General features: G+C 69.9%; 18 protein-coding genes and 2 riboswitches. Of the genes, 12 read left to right on the top strand and 6 right to left on the bottom strand.

The window, feature by feature from the left end:
* Positions 1-317: 317 nt before the first annotated feature.
* Positions 318-806 carry a carbonic anhydrase gene (locus R2B38_RS47220; RefSeq protein WP_318022372.1) on the bottom strand — a complete coding sequence of 163 codons (489 nt, stop codon included), beginning with the start codon at positions 804-806 and terminating at the stop codon, positions 318-320.
* Between the two features lie 222 nt (positions 807-1,028).
* Here R2B38_RS47220 and R2B38_RS47215 point away from each other — a divergent pair, with 222 nt between their 5' ends.
* The gene (locus R2B38_RS47215) at positions 1,029-1,853 is read left to right on the top strand and encodes a DUF427 domain-containing protein (protein ID WP_318022371.1); all 825 of its coding nucleotides are present in this window, start codon (positions 1,029-1,031) and stop codon (positions 1,851-1,853) included.
* 133 nt (positions 1,854-1,986) lie between these two features.
* A complete protein-coding gene (locus R2B38_RS47210; protein WP_318022370.1) occupies positions 1,987-2,814 on the top strand; it encodes a hypothetical protein in 828 nt (275 codons plus the stop codon).
* A 12-nt stretch (positions 2,815-2,826) separates the two neighbouring features.
* Here the strand turns inward: R2B38_RS47210 and R2B38_RS47205 are convergent, their stop codons facing one another.
* Entirely contained in the window at positions 2,827-3,987 is a 1,161-nt protein-coding gene (locus tag R2B38_RS47205) for a hypothetical protein (RefSeq protein ID WP_318022369.1), read from the bottom strand.
* Between the two features lie 338 nt (positions 3,988-4,325).
* Here R2B38_RS47205 and R2B38_RS47200 point away from each other — a divergent pair, with 338 nt between their 5' ends.
* The 4 genes from R2B38_RS47200 (at position 4,326) to R2B38_RS47185 (ending at position 6,423) form a co-directional block, all read left to right on the top strand.
* Complete coding sequence (locus R2B38_RS47200) at positions 4,326-4,652, top strand: plasmid stabilization protein (RefSeq protein WP_318022368.1); 327 nt, start codon at positions 4,326-4,328, stop codon at positions 4,650-4,652.
* A gap of 49 nt (positions 4,653-4,701) precedes the next feature.
* Positions 4,702-5,046, top strand: a complete 345-nt coding sequence (locus R2B38_RS47195) for a hypothetical protein (RefSeq protein WP_318022367.1) — start codon at positions 4,702-4,704, stop codon at positions 5,044-5,046.
* 124 nt (positions 5,047-5,170) lie between these two features.
* A riboswitch (cobalamin riboswitch) is annotated at positions 5,171-5,244 on the top strand.
* 69 nt (positions 5,245-5,313) lie between these two features.
* Positions 5,314-5,520 carry a CbtB domain-containing protein gene (locus R2B38_RS47190; RefSeq protein ID WP_318023078.1) on the top strand — a complete coding sequence of 69 codons (207 nt, stop codon included), beginning with the start codon at positions 5,314-5,316 and terminating at the stop codon, positions 5,518-5,520.
* Between the two features lie 36 nt (positions 5,521-5,556).
* Positions 5,557-6,423, top strand: coding sequence for a CbtA family protein (locus R2B38_RS47185; RefSeq protein ID WP_318022366.1), 867 nt, complete (start codon positions 5,557-5,559; stop codon positions 6,421-6,423).
* 73 nt (positions 6,424-6,496) lie between these two features.
* On the opposite strand, the gene R2B38_RS47180 is transcribed toward R2B38_RS47185, so the two are convergent.
* On the bottom strand, positions 6,497-7,300 hold the full coding sequence (locus tag R2B38_RS47180) for an SAM-dependent methyltransferase (RefSeq protein ID WP_318022365.1): 804 nt from the start codon (positions 7,298-7,300) through the stop codon (positions 6,497-6,499).
* Between the two features lie 76 nt (positions 7,301-7,376).
* On the bottom strand, positions 7,377-8,225 hold the full coding sequence (locus tag R2B38_RS47175) for a universal stress protein (protein WP_318022364.1): 849 nt from the start codon (positions 8,223-8,225) through the stop codon (positions 7,377-7,379).
* Between the two features lie 127 nt (positions 8,226-8,352).
* Positions 8,353-8,565, top strand: a riboswitch (cobalamin riboswitch).
* 53 nt (positions 8,566-8,618) lie between these two features.
* Here R2B38_RS47175 and R2B38_RS47170 point away from each other — a divergent pair.
* From R2B38_RS47170 to R2B38_RS47160, 3 genes are read left to right on the top strand one after another with little or no spacing between them, the layout of a single operon-like run.
* On the top strand, positions 8,619-9,680 hold the full coding sequence (locus R2B38_RS47170; RefSeq protein WP_318022363.1) for an ABC transporter substrate-binding protein: 1,062 nt from the start codon (positions 8,619-8,621) through the stop codon (positions 9,678-9,680).
* A complete protein-coding gene (locus R2B38_RS47165) occupies positions 9,677-10,690 on the top strand; it encodes a FecCD family ABC transporter permease (RefSeq protein WP_318022362.1) in 1,014 nt (337 codons plus the stop codon). Before R2B38_RS47170 ends, R2B38_RS47165 begins: the two co-directional genes overlap by 4 nt.
* On the top strand, positions 10,687-11,481 hold the full coding sequence (locus tag R2B38_RS47160) for an ABC transporter ATP-binding protein (protein WP_318022361.1): 795 nt from the start codon (positions 10,687-10,689) through the stop codon (positions 11,479-11,481). Before R2B38_RS47165 ends, R2B38_RS47160 begins: the two co-directional genes overlap by 4 nt.
* Positions 11,482-11,520: 39 nt before the next feature.
* Here the strand turns inward: R2B38_RS47160 and R2B38_RS47155 are convergent, their stop codons facing one another.
* The gene (locus tag R2B38_RS47155; RefSeq protein WP_318022360.1) at positions 11,521-12,300 is read right to left on the bottom strand and encodes an SDR family NAD(P)-dependent oxidoreductase; all 780 of its coding nucleotides are present in this window, start codon (positions 12,298-12,300) and stop codon (positions 11,521-11,523) included.
* 55 nt (positions 12,301-12,355) lie between these two features.
* Positions 12,356-12,715, bottom strand: a complete 360-nt coding sequence (locus R2B38_RS47150; RefSeq protein WP_318022359.1) for a nuclear transport factor 2 family protein — start codon at positions 12,713-12,715, stop codon at positions 12,356-12,358.
* A gap of 101 nt (positions 12,716-12,816) precedes the next feature.
* Between R2B38_RS47150 and R2B38_RS47145 the strand changes: the two genes are divergently transcribed.
* The 3 genes from R2B38_RS47145 to R2B38_RS47135 are packed head-to-tail and all read left to right on the top strand — an operon-like array spanning position 12,817 to position 13,962.
* Positions 12,817-13,335 (top strand): helix-turn-helix domain-containing protein, encoded by a 519-nt coding sequence (locus tag R2B38_RS47145; protein ID WP_318022358.1) that lies wholly within the window; start codon positions 12,817-12,819, stop codon positions 13,333-13,335.
* A 13-nt stretch (positions 13,336-13,348) separates the two neighbouring features.
* Complete coding sequence (locus R2B38_RS47140; RefSeq protein WP_033281016.1) at positions 13,349-13,585, top strand: hypothetical protein; 237 nt, start codon at positions 13,349-13,351, stop codon at positions 13,583-13,585.
* A complete protein-coding gene (locus R2B38_RS47135) occupies positions 13,585-13,962 on the top strand; it encodes a hypothetical protein (protein ID WP_033281017.1) in 378 nt (125 codons plus the stop codon). The genes R2B38_RS47140 and R2B38_RS47135 overlap by 1 nt, the downstream gene beginning before the upstream one ends.
* The last annotated feature ends 10 nt before the right edge of the window (positions 13,963-13,972 follow it).

The following is a 13,972-nucleotide window of genomic DNA, read 5'->3' as shown; positions in this document are numbered from 1 at the left end:
TTTCGGGTGCGGAAAGAGAAAAAGCCACGCCCTCGACGAATCGGCTCGTCCATGTGGTTGTTTCCTTGTCGATCTGCTTCGTCCCCGGGGATGTATATGAGCACTTTCCCGGGCGGGTCCTCTGTGGGCCCGAATGGAAACTACCGCGCGGGGCCGGGCAGTTGAGCTGTCCCGGCCCTCCATGCAAAGTCATTGTGCGTACTGAACATCGCGGTCAGGGGGCGCCCAATTCTGTCGCGGGTCTATCCAATTCAGCGACGAAAGGGACGCCTTGTTTCCCCATCGATCGTTTTCGATCAGACCGGCCGGGGTGGTTCTCAGCCGACCTCGTTGAGCTTCCCGGTCGCCACGTCGAAGACGAAGCCCCTGATGTGGTCCTTGTGCACGATGAAGGGGTCGGCCTTGATGCGGGCGATCGACTGCCGTACGTCGGCGTCCAGATCGGTGAAGGCCTCCGCCGCCCAGGACGGGCGGATACCGGTGTCCTTCTCGACCGCGGCCTTGAAGCCGTCGTCCGTGAAGGTCAGCATGCCGCAGTCCGTGTGGTGGATGAGGATGATCTCCTCGGTGCCCAGGAGCCGTTGGCTGATCGCGAGCGAGCGGATCTCGTCCTGCGTGACGACACCGCCCGCGTTGCGGATGACGTGGGCCTCGCCCTCGTTCAGGCCGAGGATCGCGTACACGTTGAGCCGGGCGTCCATGCAGGCCACGACGGCGAGGTGCCTGGCGGGCGGAAGGGGCAGCGGGCCGTCGAAGGTCTCGGCGTAACTGGCGTTGTTGGCCAGCAGTTCATCGGTCACGGACATGGTGGACCTCGGTTCTCGTCTCGGGTGTTCTCAGAGGTGCGGTGCGGGAGTCGGGGACGACAACGCACGGCAACAGAACACGTCGAAGACGTGGACACGACGCGAGGGCCAGAAGCCCGTCAGCGTGGTGGCGAAGGTCGGCACCCGACCAGTGAACCCTCCACCACCGGAAACTGGCAAGCAGTGGCCGGTCGCACCACCAACGGATCAGGGAGCAACGGTATGAGCACCTTCCCCACCGCACGAGACGTCAGGACCACCCCCGAAGGCCTCCTCTGGGAGCCGAGCCAACGCTGGGTACGCGGCCGCAAGGGCGACACCACCGTCGTGGACAGCAGGCACCCCGTCCTCGTATGGGAGCCGTCCGTACCGGTACCGACGTACGCCTTCCCGCACGACGAGGTCCGCGAGGACCTGCTCCGCCCGGCGAAGAACCCGCCGACCGGCACGCACACCGGATCGCGGATCTTCTACGACCTTGAGATCGCTGGCCAGTTGGTGGAGAACGCGGCCTGGACCTACCCCGCCGACGACCTCGCCGGGCACATCGCCTTCGAGTGGTTCCGGCGGGTCGGCCGGGGCCTGGACCACTGGTACGAGGAGGAGGAAGAGATCTTCATCCACCCCCGCGACCCGCACAAGCGGGTCGACGCCATCCCCAGCAGCCGCCACGTCCGGGTCGAGATCGACGGCACGGTCGTCGCCGACACCCACCGCCCGGTCCTGCTCTTCGAGACCGGCCTGCCGACCCGGTACTACATCCCGCGCGAAGACGTCCGTCTCGACCTGTTCGAACCGACCGACCACAGCACCGGGTGCCCCTACAAGGGCACCGCCACGTACTGGTCGTGGCGCGGCGAGAGTGGCGTTCCCGGTGTCCCGCCGAACATCGTCTGGAGCTATCCGGAGCCGCTGCCCGCGGTCGGCGCCGTAAAGGATCTGCTCGCCTTCTACAACGAGGCGGTGGACATCGTCGTGGACGGAGACGCCGTGGAGCGCCCGGTCACACCGTTCACCGAGGCGCTCACGGGGCAGTCGTCGGACTGACGGCACCGGCGAAGTCCAGCCCTGTTGCTTCCAGTTGAGGTGAAACACCGCCGACAGGGCAGTCGACACCTTGCACATGCCTCTTCGATGGCTGTCGTGCTCCGGAACTGTCAAAGGATATTGAAGGACATTGATGGAGAGTCACAAAAAGGATGAGAAGAAGCAGGAGCCGAAGCGCAAGGTGCTCGATCTGACCGCTGTGCAGGTGGTGGCGAGTGCGCTCGCCACCGTGGTGGGCGCGGTGATCGCGTCCCTGTTGGGGGTGGCCGGGACGATCATCGGCGCCGCCGTGGTCAGCGCCAGCGCCACCACCGGCGCCGCGGTCTTCCAGCACGCCTTCCGACGGACGGGGGAGGGGATCCGCAGAAGGGTGCCGTCGGTCGCGATGGCGCTGACACCGAGTGAGGAACGGGCCGTACAACGCGCGGACGCCCGGGCGGCGTTCGCCTTACGGGACGGTACCTCGACCGGTGCGGCGACAACGGCGGACGAACCCTCCGACGATCCCGCCGGCGCCTCCGCCGACGACGGGTCGGTGACCACCTACCGGACCACTTCCGGATCCTTCTGGAAGTCCATCGGCTGGAAGAGGTACGCCCTCGCCACAGGTCTGGTGTTCGCCCTGGCGATGGTCACCGTGACCGCGGGCGAACTCATCATGGGCAAGCCGATAGCGGCCGCGGTCAGGAACGAGTCCGGCAACGGAACGTCGCTGGGCGGCGGTTCGGCCGGGAAGAGCGCTCCGGCACACAGCCCGACACCCACGCCGCTCACGTCCAGCGGTTCGGGGTCGTACTCGGGCGGCACCGCCTCGCCGTCCGCGAGCGCGGAGCCGGAGAACAGCGCCGGCCCCAGTGCCAAGCCGAGCCACAGCGCCGCCTCCAGCCCCGTGGCCTCGGCGTCGAGCGTGCCGTCCGCGAGCGGTGACGTCGAGAACACCTCCGACGCCACCGCGAATTGAGCGGGGCCGACCCTACTGAGGCGTCTGGTTCGCGTCGGCCAGCGCCCGGTGATCGGGAGGACCGGGAAGGTCCAGCTGCCGGCCGAACCTCCGCGTGGCGAGGAGCGCGAGCAGTGCCGTGAGCGCCGCCAGTGCGGCGAGTACGGCGATCAGCCCCGCGAACCAGGGCGGCGCGGCCGTGATCCGCAACGCCTGCGAGAGGCGTGAGGAGTGGAACCGCCCGTCGAACAACTGGAGGGCGGCCAGCGCGGCCGGCACCACCACGGACACCGCGAGCACGAACAGGCCGCCGTGGAGGACCAGCGCCGGTGCCAGCAGGACGCAGAGGATCGAGACACCGAGCGCGAACCCATAGGCGGTGGCGGAGGCTCCGTCACGGTGCAGCGGGAAGTACGACAGCCCGCACAGGATGAGCGCCGCCGACGCGATCAGCCTCGGCCAGACCGGGGGAGCGCCGCGGCGGGGCGCCGTACGCGGACGTCGTGCGCGGCGCTGCCGAGCGGCCGGGCGGTCACCCGCGGGTTCCGGCTCGTGCGTGTCCGCCGGGGTCCGTCCGGACGCCTCGTACAGCGGAGCCGTAGACCTGTCGGCCGCCGGTCCCGGGGCCCGGGCGGACGCGTCCTGTTCCTCGGCCAGGCGGCCGATCAACTGGACGAGGTCCTCGACGGGCCGGCCGGCCGCGGCCCGTACCGCCTCCTCGCCGCAGTGCGGCTCCAGCGGAGCCCGCTGCAGCAGGGCCATCAGCCGGGTGACGTCCTCCACGGGCCGGTTCTCGGCGGCCGCGCGGATCGCCTCGTCGGCGCAGTCGGGACTGCGCGGCGGCTGGGTCAGCAGCGTCACGAGACGTGTGACGTCCTCCACCGACCGGTCCTCACCGACCGCCCGCAGGGCGTCGACGGTGGCCTGCGCGTACTTCGGTGACTGCTCCAGCAAGGTGATGAGCTGGAGGACCTCGTCGAGCGGCCGGTCGGCGACGGCGGCATGCACCAGGCGGTGCATCGGATCGACGTTCTCGCCCTCGGGGCCGGTCTGGGCGGGACCCTCTTGCGTCGGACGTGACGTCGGCGGCGTTCCGTCGGCCGGCCCTCCGTCGGAGGGCGTGAGCGCGTGGCCCGCGGTGCCGTGAGGTATGTCGGGTTGGTCCGGGCTGGGCGAGAAAGAGCGGATGGTCATGCTCGGCTCCATGAAGAGGGTGATGCTGCTTATCGCCCCCCGATGCGCGATGAACAAGCTGATCCAGTCCATTACTAGGCGGCCGCCCGCCACCACGCCACGCGAGTACGCCACCCGTGTGACCCCGGCCCGCCGCCTGTGGCCTGCGCGGGGCCCGCGGGCTCATCCGTTCGGTGGCCGTCTGCTCGCACCGCGCACGGGCCGCACATCTGATGGGAGCAGCGCGTCGCGGGGGCCACGTGAGAAGCGCCGGGCGGCGGGTACCTGGGACATCGCCGGAAAACGGGTCGGGTACGGCCGAGCCGAGCCGCATCCGTGAGGAAAGGAAGGTGAGCGCCGTGCCGCGAGGTTCCAGCGCGAAGCGCGAGCGTCAGTACGAGCACATCAAGGAAGGTGCCGAGAAGCGGGGTGTCTCCGAGGGCAGGGCGAAGGAGATCGCCGCCCGCACCGTGAACAAGGAGCGCGCCCGCGCCGGCGAGTCCGCGACCGCGAGCAGGACGTCCACCCGCGACCCGAAGTCCGCCCCGCAGCGCGGCGGCGAGCGCTCCCACAGCGGAGCGCGGGGACCGACGAGGGACCAGCTCTACGCGGAGGCCAAGAAGCGCGGTGTGGACGGCCGTTCGTCGATGAACAAGCAGCAACTGGCGAAGGCGCTCGGCTACTGAAGCCGGCCGACCGTCGCCCTGCTCGATGACCCCAAGGAGAGTGACCCCGATGGCCACCGTGTCCCTCACCGGAGCGTCCAAGGAGGACGCCGCCACCGTCTTCGGCGTGCTGCGGACCGCGTTCCCCACCGACCGGCCCGCCGACGATGTGCCCCAGGAACAGCCGGGCGACCGCGCCGCCGTATGGACCGCCGAGTTCGAGCCGACGCAGGAATGGATCCCGACCGACCCCGTCCCCCTGGAGGGCTCGGTCTCCGCCACGCTCCAGGGCGGCTACGTCGCCGTCGGCCAGCTGCGTGAGGCGCTGAGCGTCACGTTCGCCGTGGACGAGCGGGGCACGGCGTCCGGAGACCAGGAACAGGAGGTCGACCTGAGGCTCACGTCGAAGCGGTGACGAGAGAGGCGCTGCCAGGCAACTCCCCGCGTGGGGACGGTCCTGTCAGGAGCAGTACGGGCAACGGGCCTGATTGACGCCCTGGAGAGACGCGCCGTACTCTCCCCCTGTAGTGATGGCATAAGGAAGCTGGTGGAATTCCAGCACGGTCGCGCCACTGTGAGCCCGCCGCCGGAAGGTGGAGGGCGAGTCAGACACTGAACCTTCACTCGCCCGTACACGCAAGGGACGCACGATCCCGAAGGAGGGCTCACCTTGAGCAGCAGCATTTCCACCACCCGTCCGGTGTCCACGCCGGTTGTCCTGCCGGTCTCGAAGTCGATCGTCTGGCTGGTCGGCACCGCGCTGATCGCGCTGGCCGTCTATTACTTCGTCGGTGTCGACCAGGGCGCCGTGTCGGTGTTCGGCAACGACATGCACGTCCACGAGTTCGTCCACGACGCCCGCCACTTCCTCGGCTTCCCCTGCCACTGACCCTCCGCCGGCACCCGGACGTACGGACAACTCGACATGGAAAAGAAGCTCATACTGCGCGGCATACTCGCCGGCGCAGTCGCGGGCCTGCTCGCCTTCGTGTTCGCGCGCATCTTCGCCGAGCCGCAGATCGCCAAGGCCATCGACTACGAGAGCGGCCGTGACGCCGCCCAGAACGCCCTGGACAAGGCGGCCGGCCTGCCCGTCGAGGGCCACGAACACGAACTCTTCAGCCGCACCATCCAGGCCAACGTCGGTATCGGCGTCGGCATGATCTTCTTCGGGATGGCGATGGGCGCCCTGTTCGCCGTCGCCTACGCCGTCTGCCTCGGCCGCACCGGCGGGCTGCGGGCACGCAACCTGGCTCTGCTCGTCGCCGGCGGGGGCTTCCTCGGCATGTACCTGGTGCCGTTCCTGAAGTACCCGGCGAACCCGCCCGCGATCGGTCACGAGGAGACCATCCAGCAGCGCAGCGCCCTGTACCTGATCATGGTCGTGTGCTCCGTCGCCTTCCTCGCGGGAGCCGTCTACCTCGGCAAGCACCTCCAGGCGCGCTTCGGCAACTGGAACGCGACCCTCCTCGCCGGCGCCGCGTTCGTCGTCGCGATCGGGATCGTCATGCTGCTCCTGCCGCAGCTGGGCCATCTCTCGTACAACAAGGCCAACTTCGGCAACCAGGCCACCGAGACACCGCTCCCGCTGAAGGATGACAAGGGCACCATCGTCTACCCGGGCTTCCCGGCCGACGTGCTCTTCAACTTCCGCTTCTACTCGGTCGCGGCCCAGCTCATCCTCTGGACGGCACTCGGCCTGATCTTCGCCCCCCTCGCCGAACGCCTCCTCAACCCCGCGCGCCCCGACGCCACCACACCGTCACAGGAACCGGACCCCGTCGCGGCATAACTGGTCCTTCTCCGTCCTCCACGGCGAGCGCGGTGATCGATGCGATCACCGCGCTCGGTCCATGAGGTGGGCTTCACGGCTTGCGGGCGACTCCGACGTACAGCGGGATCCGGTCGGCTTCGCCGGGTTGTGCTCCGGGCTCGGGGTGCCAGGCCGCGGCGAGTTCGATGCCGGGGGCGACCAGCTCAAGTCCCTCGAAGAACCTGGTGAATTCGGCGCGTGAGCGCACTTGGGCGGGTGAGCCGCCCTTGCGGTAGACCTCGACGACGCGCGCCCAGGTCTCCGGATCGAAGTCTCCCGTCGCGTGGGACAGGGCCAGGTAGCTCCCGGACGTCAGGGAGTCGAGCAGTTCACCCACGATGCGACGGGGATCGTCCTCGTCCGCCACCAGGTGCAGCAGGGCCACCAGGGACACGGCGATCGGCTGCTCGAAGTCCAGCTGCTCCCTCGCCGCCGCGAGGATCTTTCCCGGCTCGCGCACGTCGGCCTGGACGTAGGTGGTGCTGCCCTCCGGTGTGCTGTGGAGAAGCGCCTCGGCGTGCCTGAGGACGATCGGGTCGTTGTCCGCGTAGACCACGCGGGCGCGGGGGTTGATCGCCTGGACCACCTGGTGCAGATTCGGCCGGGTGGGTATTCCGGTGCCGATGTCCAGGAACTGGCTGATTCCCCGCTCCGCCAGCAGCCGTGAGGCCCGGTGCATGAAGTCGCGGTTCACCCGCGCCATCTGCCTGACGGCGGGGAACAAGGAGATGACCTTCTCGGCGGCTTCCCAGTCGACGGGGTAGTTGTCCTTGCCGCCGAGGAAGTAGTCGTACATGCGGGCCGACTGGGGTTTGCCGGTGTCCACGTCGTCCGCGCTGGATCCTGCGTCCGTCACTTCGGTTCTCCTGTTGCCCAACGGCCTTTGTCACGAGGTGAGTTCAGGCCCGCGAGTGTAACGGGCGGAGCTGTCCTCACAGGTGGTGCGGGACCACGGCCACCGGGCACGCGGTGTGTTCCAGTACGGCGTGCAGGGTGGGGCCGAGTGTCCGGCCCGCGCGGCCGGTCACCAGTAGTTCGGCCGACGCAGAGACCGACGCCTGGACCAGGGCGGCCGCCGGGCTCTGGAGGCGGAGATCCTCGTAGACACCCACGTGCGGATACTTCTCCCGCCAAGGCCGCAACGCGTCCGAGAAGCGTTGCGTCTCCTGGTCCTCCCAGCGCCCCCGGTCCTTCTCCGGCGGCGCGTACGGCATCCAGTGCTCGGCGGGCGAGGGCAGTCGCCAGGCGTGTACGACGTGCAGGCCGGTGTCGCGCCGGCGGGCGGCGTCGAAGGCGAAGTCGACGACGGCGCCGGGCAGTTCACCGCCGTCGACGCCCAGTGTCACGCCGTACGGTGACCGCCCGCGGCGGCTGTGGAAGAACCCGCTCGGCACCAGCACCACCGGCCCCTCGGAGTGCTCGGCGATCCCGTGCGCCACGGAACCGAGGGCCAGGCCCGCGAAACCGCCCGTACCGCGCAGGCCGAGGACCGTGCGGTCGGCCTCGGCGGTCAGGGAGAGCAGCGCCGGTACGACCTCTCCGGTGAGGGTGACGACCTCGGCCCGGAGTTCGGGGCGGTCCTTCGTGAGTGACGTGAGGAGGGCGTCGGGAGAGGGCTCGCGGAAGTACGGCCAGGTGGTGAGGAGTTGGTCGTCAGGGAGGGTCGAGACGTGCACGATCCGCAGCGGGAGTCCGCGCAACTCGGCTTCCGTTGCCGCCCAGTCGGCGGCGATACGGCTGTCCGTGGAACCGTCTACACCGACAACGATCGGTTGGGGCATGGCCGTTGGACCTCCGTGCGGGCGAGTGGAGGCCTCCACGATCCGCCGTTCGGGGCGTGCCGCACAGAGGTTGGACGGAACCGGAGGGCCTTCCTGCCGCCCCAGGGCGGGGGCCGACGGCCGATCTTGATACGTTGTGTGGGCCAGTCGTGCCACAACCGAGGCCAGGGAATCCGGTGGGAATCCGGAACTGACGCGCAGCGGTGAGGGGGACGGGCGGGGCATCAGACGCCACTGGGGTGACACGGGCCGGCCGGAGGAGCCGGGCGTGACGCGCCGGGAAGGCGCCCCGTCCGGACGAACCCGAGTCCGAAGACCTGCTGGCGCCTTCTCGCCCTCGGCGAGGGGGAGTTCGTAGGCCAGGCTCCGCGTTCGAGCCCCGACAGGCAAGGCATGCCCGTGATCCGTACCGCCCCCGTCCCGCTGCGCCGCCGTACCGCGGCCCTCCTCGTCGCGCCCGCCCTGTTGCTCACCGCGTGCGGGGGATCCGACGGCGACAGCGCCGACGGGGAGACGGAGAAGTCCGCCGCGGGTTTCCCCCTCACCCTCACGGACTGCGGACACAAGGTCACGCTGAAGTCGGCTCCCGAGCGGGTCGTCTCCCTCAACCAGGGCACCACCGAGATCCTGTTGTCGCTCGGCCTCGCCGACCGCATCGCCGGTACCGCGACCTGGACCGACCCGGTGCTCAAGGGTCTGGCGAAGGCGAACGCGACGGTGCCGCGTCTCGCCGACAACGCGCCCTCCTTCGAGAAGGTCCTCGACGCCGAACCGGACTTCGTCACCGCCTCCTTCGTCTCGACGCTCGGCAAGGGCGGGGTCGCGACCCGCGAACAGTTCGAGAAGCTGGGCGTGCCGACGTACGTCTCGCCGTCCGACTGCGCGGGCAAGGACAACGACAGCGGCGGCGACGGCTCGCGCGGCACACCGCTCACCCTCGACAGCGTCTACGGCGAGATACGCGACCTGTCCCGCGCGATGGGTGTGAAGGCGCGCGGCGACCGGCTCGTGGCCCAGTTGAAGGCGCGGGTGACCAAGGCCACCAAGGGACTTGACGCCTCCGGCACCTCCCTCATGTACTGGTTCGCCAACTCCCAGTCGCCCTACCTGGCCGGCTGCTGCGGCGCCCCCGGAGCCATCACCCGCGCCGTCGGCGCCGAGAACGCCTTCTCCGACACCCACGACGAGTGGCCCCAGATCAACTGGGAGACCGTCGCCGACCGCGACCCCGACGTCATCGTCCTCGGCGATCTGACCCGCAAGTCCCAGACCGCCGAGACCGCCGAGGCGAAGATCCACTTCCTGGAGACCAACGCCGCCACCCGCAACCTCACAGCCGTCAAGAAGAAGCGGTACATCCTGCTCAGCGGCCAGGCGATGAACCCCTCCATCCGCACCGTCGAAGGGATCGAGCAGGTCGCCGCCGGCCTGCGCGACTTCGGACTCGCCAAGTGACCGTCCGCACCCTGCTGTTGACCGGTGGCGGGCTGGTCGCGCTGCTGGTGTCCGTGGCCTTCGCGGTGACCATCGGACCCGCTGACATCTCCACGGCCGACGTGTGGGCGTCGGTCGCGGCCCACCTCGGCGGCGGCGAGAGTTCGCTCGCCCCGTTGCGGGACGGCATCGTCTGGGACCTGCGCATGCCCCGCACGCTGCTCGCCGCCGTCTGCGGCGCCGGGCTCGCGCTGTGCGGCGCGGTCATGCAGTCCCTGCTGCGCAATCCGCTGGCGGATCCGTTCGTGCTCGGTGTCTCCTCCGGGGCGTCCACGGGGGCGGTCGCCGTCGTCGTGCTCGGGGTGGGCGGCGGAGCCGTGTCGTTGTCGGCGGGTGCCTTCGTCGGTGCGCTGCTCTCCTTCGGGCTGGTGATACTGCTCAGCCACAGCCTCGGCGCGAGCATGGACCGGGTGGTGCTGTCCGGCGTGGCGGCCATGCAACTCTTCTCCGCGCTCACCTCGTTCACGGTGCTGACCTCGGCGGACGCCGAGACAACCAAGGGCGTGCTCTTCTGGCTGCTCGGCTCGCTCTCCGGCGCGGACTGGGGCCAAGTGCTGCTGTGCGCGGGCGCGTTGGCGCTCGTGCTGGTCGTCTGCCTGGGCCATGCCACCACGTTGGACGCGTTCGCCTTCGGCGAGGAGGCGGCAGCAGGCCTCGGCGTGAACGTCGCCCGCGCTCGGCTGATCCTGCTCTGCGCCACGGCACTGCTCACGGCCGTCCTGGTCAGCTGCGCCGGGGCGATCGGCTTCGTGGGCCTGGTCCTGCCGCACGTGACCCGGGCGTTGACCGGTTCCGGGCATGTACGGCTGCTGCCGGTCACCGCGCTGACCGGAGCGGTCTTCCTGGTGTGGGTGGACACCCTCGCCCGTACCGTCGTCGATCCCCAGGAGGTACCCGTGGGGGTGGTGACGTCGCTGATCGGCGTGCCGGCGTTCGTAGTCGTGCTGCATCGGGGCCGGAGGAAGACATGAGCACCCCCGTCCCGGACACCGGCCTGCACGCGGACCGGGTCGCCCGCCGCACCGACGGCCGACTCATCGTCGACGGCGTCACCCTCGTCCTGCGCCCCGGAGAGACCGTCGGCCTGCTCGGCCCCAACGGGTCAGGAAAATCAACCCTGTTGCGTCTGCTGGCCGGTGTCCTGCCCACCTCCACCGGAGTCGTCACGCTGGACGGGCGGCCGCTCCCCGAGGTCGGGCGCCGCGCGACCGCCCGCCGTATCGCCACCGTTGAACAACACACCCACACCCAGACCGAGTTGACCGTCCGCGAGGTCGTCGCCCTTGGGCGTATCCCGCACCGGCGTGCCTGGTCACCGGCGTCGGCCGCCGACGCCCGCGCCGTCACCGAGGCCCTGGACCGCACCGGACTGGCCGACCGCGCCGCCCAGTCCTGGCACACCCTCTCCGGCGGCGAACGCCAACGCGCCCAGATCGCCCGTGCGTTGGCCCAGGAACCCCGCGAACTGCTCCTAGACGAGCCGACCAACCACCTGGACATCCAGCACCAGTTGGACCTCCTCGACCTGATCGCCGATCTCCCGGTCACCACCGTGATCGCCCTGCACGACCTCAACCTCGCCGCGATGTACTGCGACCGCCTGCTCGTGCTCAATACCGGTCGCACGGTGGCCGAGGGGACCCCGACCGAGGTCCTCACCCCGGCCCTCATCAAGGACGTCTACGGTGTCCGCGCCGAGGTCGGCCACGACCCCGGGCATCCTGTGATCCGCTTCCTGCGGCGGGGGAGCGGAACGCCGTAGCGGCGGGCTCCAACGTGCCCAGGCGCGGCCGGTGTTGGGCTAGTGGGCGGAGAATCCGCCGTCCACGAACACCGACTGTCCGGTGACATAGGCGGAGGCGCGGCTCGCCAGGAACACCACCGCGCCCGCGAAGTCCTCGGCAAGGCCGTTGCGGCCGATCAGGGTGCGCGCGGCCAGGGCCCTCACCATCTCCGGGTCGGACGACAGCCGTTCGTTGAGCGGGGTCATCACGAAACCCGGGACCAGGGTGTTGCAGGTGACCCCGTGCGGAGACCAGGCCTCGGCCTGGGAGCGGGCCAGGGACTCCAGCGCGCCCTTGGAGACGCCGTAGGCGCCGCTCCGTGCGAACGCTCGGTGTGCCTGCTGGGAGGTGATGTGGATGATGCGGCCGAAGCCCCGCTCGGCCATGCCGGGGCCGAAGCGCCGGCCCAGGAGGTGGGGCGCCTCCAGGTTCAGGGCCATCGTGGTGTCCCACACCTCGTCGCTCAACTCGCCCATCGGCGGGCGCAGGTTGATCCCGGCGCTGTTCACGAGGATGTCCGGCTCGCCGAAGGCCTCGGCCGCCGCTTCCGCCGCGGCTCGGACGCCGTCCCGGGTGCCCAGATCGCCGCTCACCCACGCCGCCCGGCAGCCCTCCGCCGCCAACTCGTCGACCGTGGCGGTCAGTTCCTTCTCCCTGCGTGCCACTACGACCACTTGGGCCCCCGCCCGCGCGAGCGCTCCGGCGGCGGCCCGTCCGATGCCGGAGCTGCCGCCTGTGACGACGGCGACCCGGCCGTCCAGGGAGAAGAGTTCGGAGAGGTAGTCGCTGGAGATCATTCCGGCAGCTTAGGAGGTGGCTCCTCGATCGGCGAACCTGTTGTTCCGGCCGTGCTCAGGGTTCGATGACGAGGCGTTCGACGAGGTCGTCGCGGAGTGTGAACCGGTAGCGCAGGTCGACGGTGCCGCCGGGGAAGTTGCCTTCGAGGTGGTGTGTGGCGACGTAGTGGGCGGCGTCGGCCTGCTGGGCGCCGGTGAGACGGGTGGTGTACGTGAATTCGGACGCGGCTCGCCCCAGCCACCGCTCGATCGCCGCGATGCCCTCGTAGGTGTTCCCGTCGTCGATCACCACGGCGTCGTGGGTGAACGCGGTGACGGCGGAGGTGGTGTCGTGGGCGCGGTGTGCGTTCAGGTAGCGGATGATCGCCGGGGGCAGGGCGTTCGGGGCGATGTCCTGCAGTCGGTTGTCGTACATGACGGTCCCTACGGTGGTGGCGGGTTCGGACGGTGGGATCGGCCCAGGTGTTACTGCTAAAATAGAAGCTACTGACTTCGACTTTAGCAGTAACTGAGGGGATGGTCGCCGTGGCAAGCCGGATCAGGCTGGAGGACCGGGAGTGCCCGCTGTCCACGACGGTGCGGCATGTCGGCGAGTGGTGGACGCTGCTGATCCTCCACGACGCCTTCGACGGCTACCGCCGCTTCGACCAGTTCCAGGAGAGCCTGGGCATCTCCTCCAGCATGCTCACCACCCGGCTGAGGACCCTGGTCGAGGACGGGCTGCTGGAGCGCAGGCCGTACCAGACCCACCCCGTCCGCCACGAGTACGTGCTGACCGCCCTCGGACACTCCCTTCGGCCGGTGGTCGTCGCCCTGGCCGCGTGGGGCAACTCCCGCCTCGCGCCGGAGGATCGCAGCATGATCCTGGTCGACGCGCGGAGCGGCCAGGAGGTCGAGCCCGTCGTGGTCGATGCCAGGACCGGCCGCCGGCTCGACGACAGCGACGCGTACGTCTTCACGGCCGGCCCCGCGGCCGGTGACGCCATGCGTGACCGCTATGCGGGGCGGGGCCCTCGCACCGATGGCACCAACTAGGTACCATCGCGGTATGCCATCACTGAATGTGTCCTTCACCGAAGAGGAACTCGAGGGAGTGCGCGCGGCCGCCGCGGCCGAGGGGAAGAGCCTCAAGCAGTATCTGCACGACCTCGGTGTCCGCGAGATGCAGCGCGGTCAGTTCGTCGCCGGAGCTTCCGTGTGGGCCGAGCGGCTGCGCGGGGAGTTCGACGACGCCTTCCCCGACGAGGTGCCGCCCGCCGAGCGTGACGGGGCCGCGGCCGCCTGATGCACCTGTACATCGACGTCTCCTGGCTGCTCGACGTTCAGGAGGCCGCCCTCGGCCGCGAGGACATGTCGGTCTCCGACTACTCCGCGCTCGTGGCCGCCGTATCGCGGCACAAGACCAAGCTGCCGACCCTCGCCGCGGCCGACCCGGACGCCGCGTGGCGGGCGGCCGCGCTCATGCACACCATCGTGCGCCTGGAGCCGCTGCCGCACCGCAACAGCCTCTACGCCGCGTTCGTCGCCGCCCAGTACATGGGCCAGTCCGGCGAGGGGATCGACCCGCCCTACGGCGCCCTCTCCGACCTCGTCCGCAAGATCCGCGACACCCGTGTCGGAGTCCTCGCCGTCGCCGACCAGTTGCGCTCCTGGAAGGTCTGACCTGCGGCGG

The sequence above is a fragment of the Streptomyces sp. N50 genome, from assembly GCF_033335955.1.
Lineage (GTDB): Bacteria > Actinomycetota > Actinomycetes > Streptomycetales > Streptomycetaceae > Streptomyces.
The sequence above is the reverse complement of the archived record's forward strand: the minus strand, read 5'-3'. Positions and strand labels throughout refer to the sequence as shown.

Bases quoted from the DNA above. Each gene is read 5' to 3' on its own strand.
- R2B38_RS47135 (WP_033281017.1), top strand. From the start codon at position 13,585: ATGCACCTGTACATCGACGTCTCCTGGCTGCTCGACGTTCAGGAGGCC.
- R2B38_RS47150 (WP_318022359.1), bottom strand. From the start codon at position 12,715: ATGTACGACAACCGACTGCAGGACATCGCCCCGAACGCCCTGCCCCCG.
- R2B38_RS47220 (WP_318022372.1), bottom strand. From the start codon at position 806: ATGTCCGTGACCGATGAACTGCTGGCCAACAACGCCAGTTACGCCGAG.
- R2B38_RS47160 (WP_318022361.1), top strand. From the start codon at position 10,687: ATGAGCACCCCCGTCCCGGACACCGGCCTGCACGCGGACCGGGTCGCC.
- R2B38_RS47175 (WP_318022364.1), bottom strand. From the start codon at position 8,225: ATGCCCCAACCGATCGTTGTCGGTGTAGACGGTTCCACGGACAGCCGT.
- R2B38_RS47170 (WP_318022363.1), top strand. From the start codon at position 8,619: ATGCCCGTGATCCGTACCGCCCCCGTCCCGCTGCGCCGCCGTACCGCG.
- R2B38_RS47210 (WP_318022370.1), top strand. From the start codon at position 1,987: ATGGAGAGTCACAAAAAGGATGAGAAGAAGCAGGAGCCGAAGCGCAAG.
- R2B38_RS47205 (WP_318022369.1), bottom strand. From the start codon at position 3,987: ATGACCATCCGCTCTTTCTCGCCCAGCCCGGACCAACCCGACATACCT.
- R2B38_RS47140 (WP_033281016.1), top strand. From the start codon at position 13,349: ATGCCATCACTGAATGTGTCCTTCACCGAAGAGGAACTCGAGGGAGTG.
- R2B38_RS47215 (WP_318022371.1), top strand. From the start codon at position 1,029: ATGAGCACCTTCCCCACCGCACGAGACGTCAGGACCACCCCCGAAGGC.
- R2B38_RS47145 (WP_318022358.1), top strand. From the start codon at position 12,817: ATGGTCGCCGTGGCAAGCCGGATCAGGCTGGAGGACCGGGAGTGCCCG.
- R2B38_RS47155 (WP_318022360.1), bottom strand. From the start codon at position 12,300: ATGATCTCCAGCGACTACCTCTCCGAACTCTTCTCCCTGGACGGCCGG.
- R2B38_RS47195 (WP_318022367.1), top strand. From the start codon at position 4,702: ATGGCCACCGTGTCCCTCACCGGAGCGTCCAAGGAGGACGCCGCCACC.
- R2B38_RS47185 (WP_318022366.1), top strand. From the start codon at position 5,557: ATGGAAAAGAAGCTCATACTGCGCGGCATACTCGCCGGCGCAGTCGCG.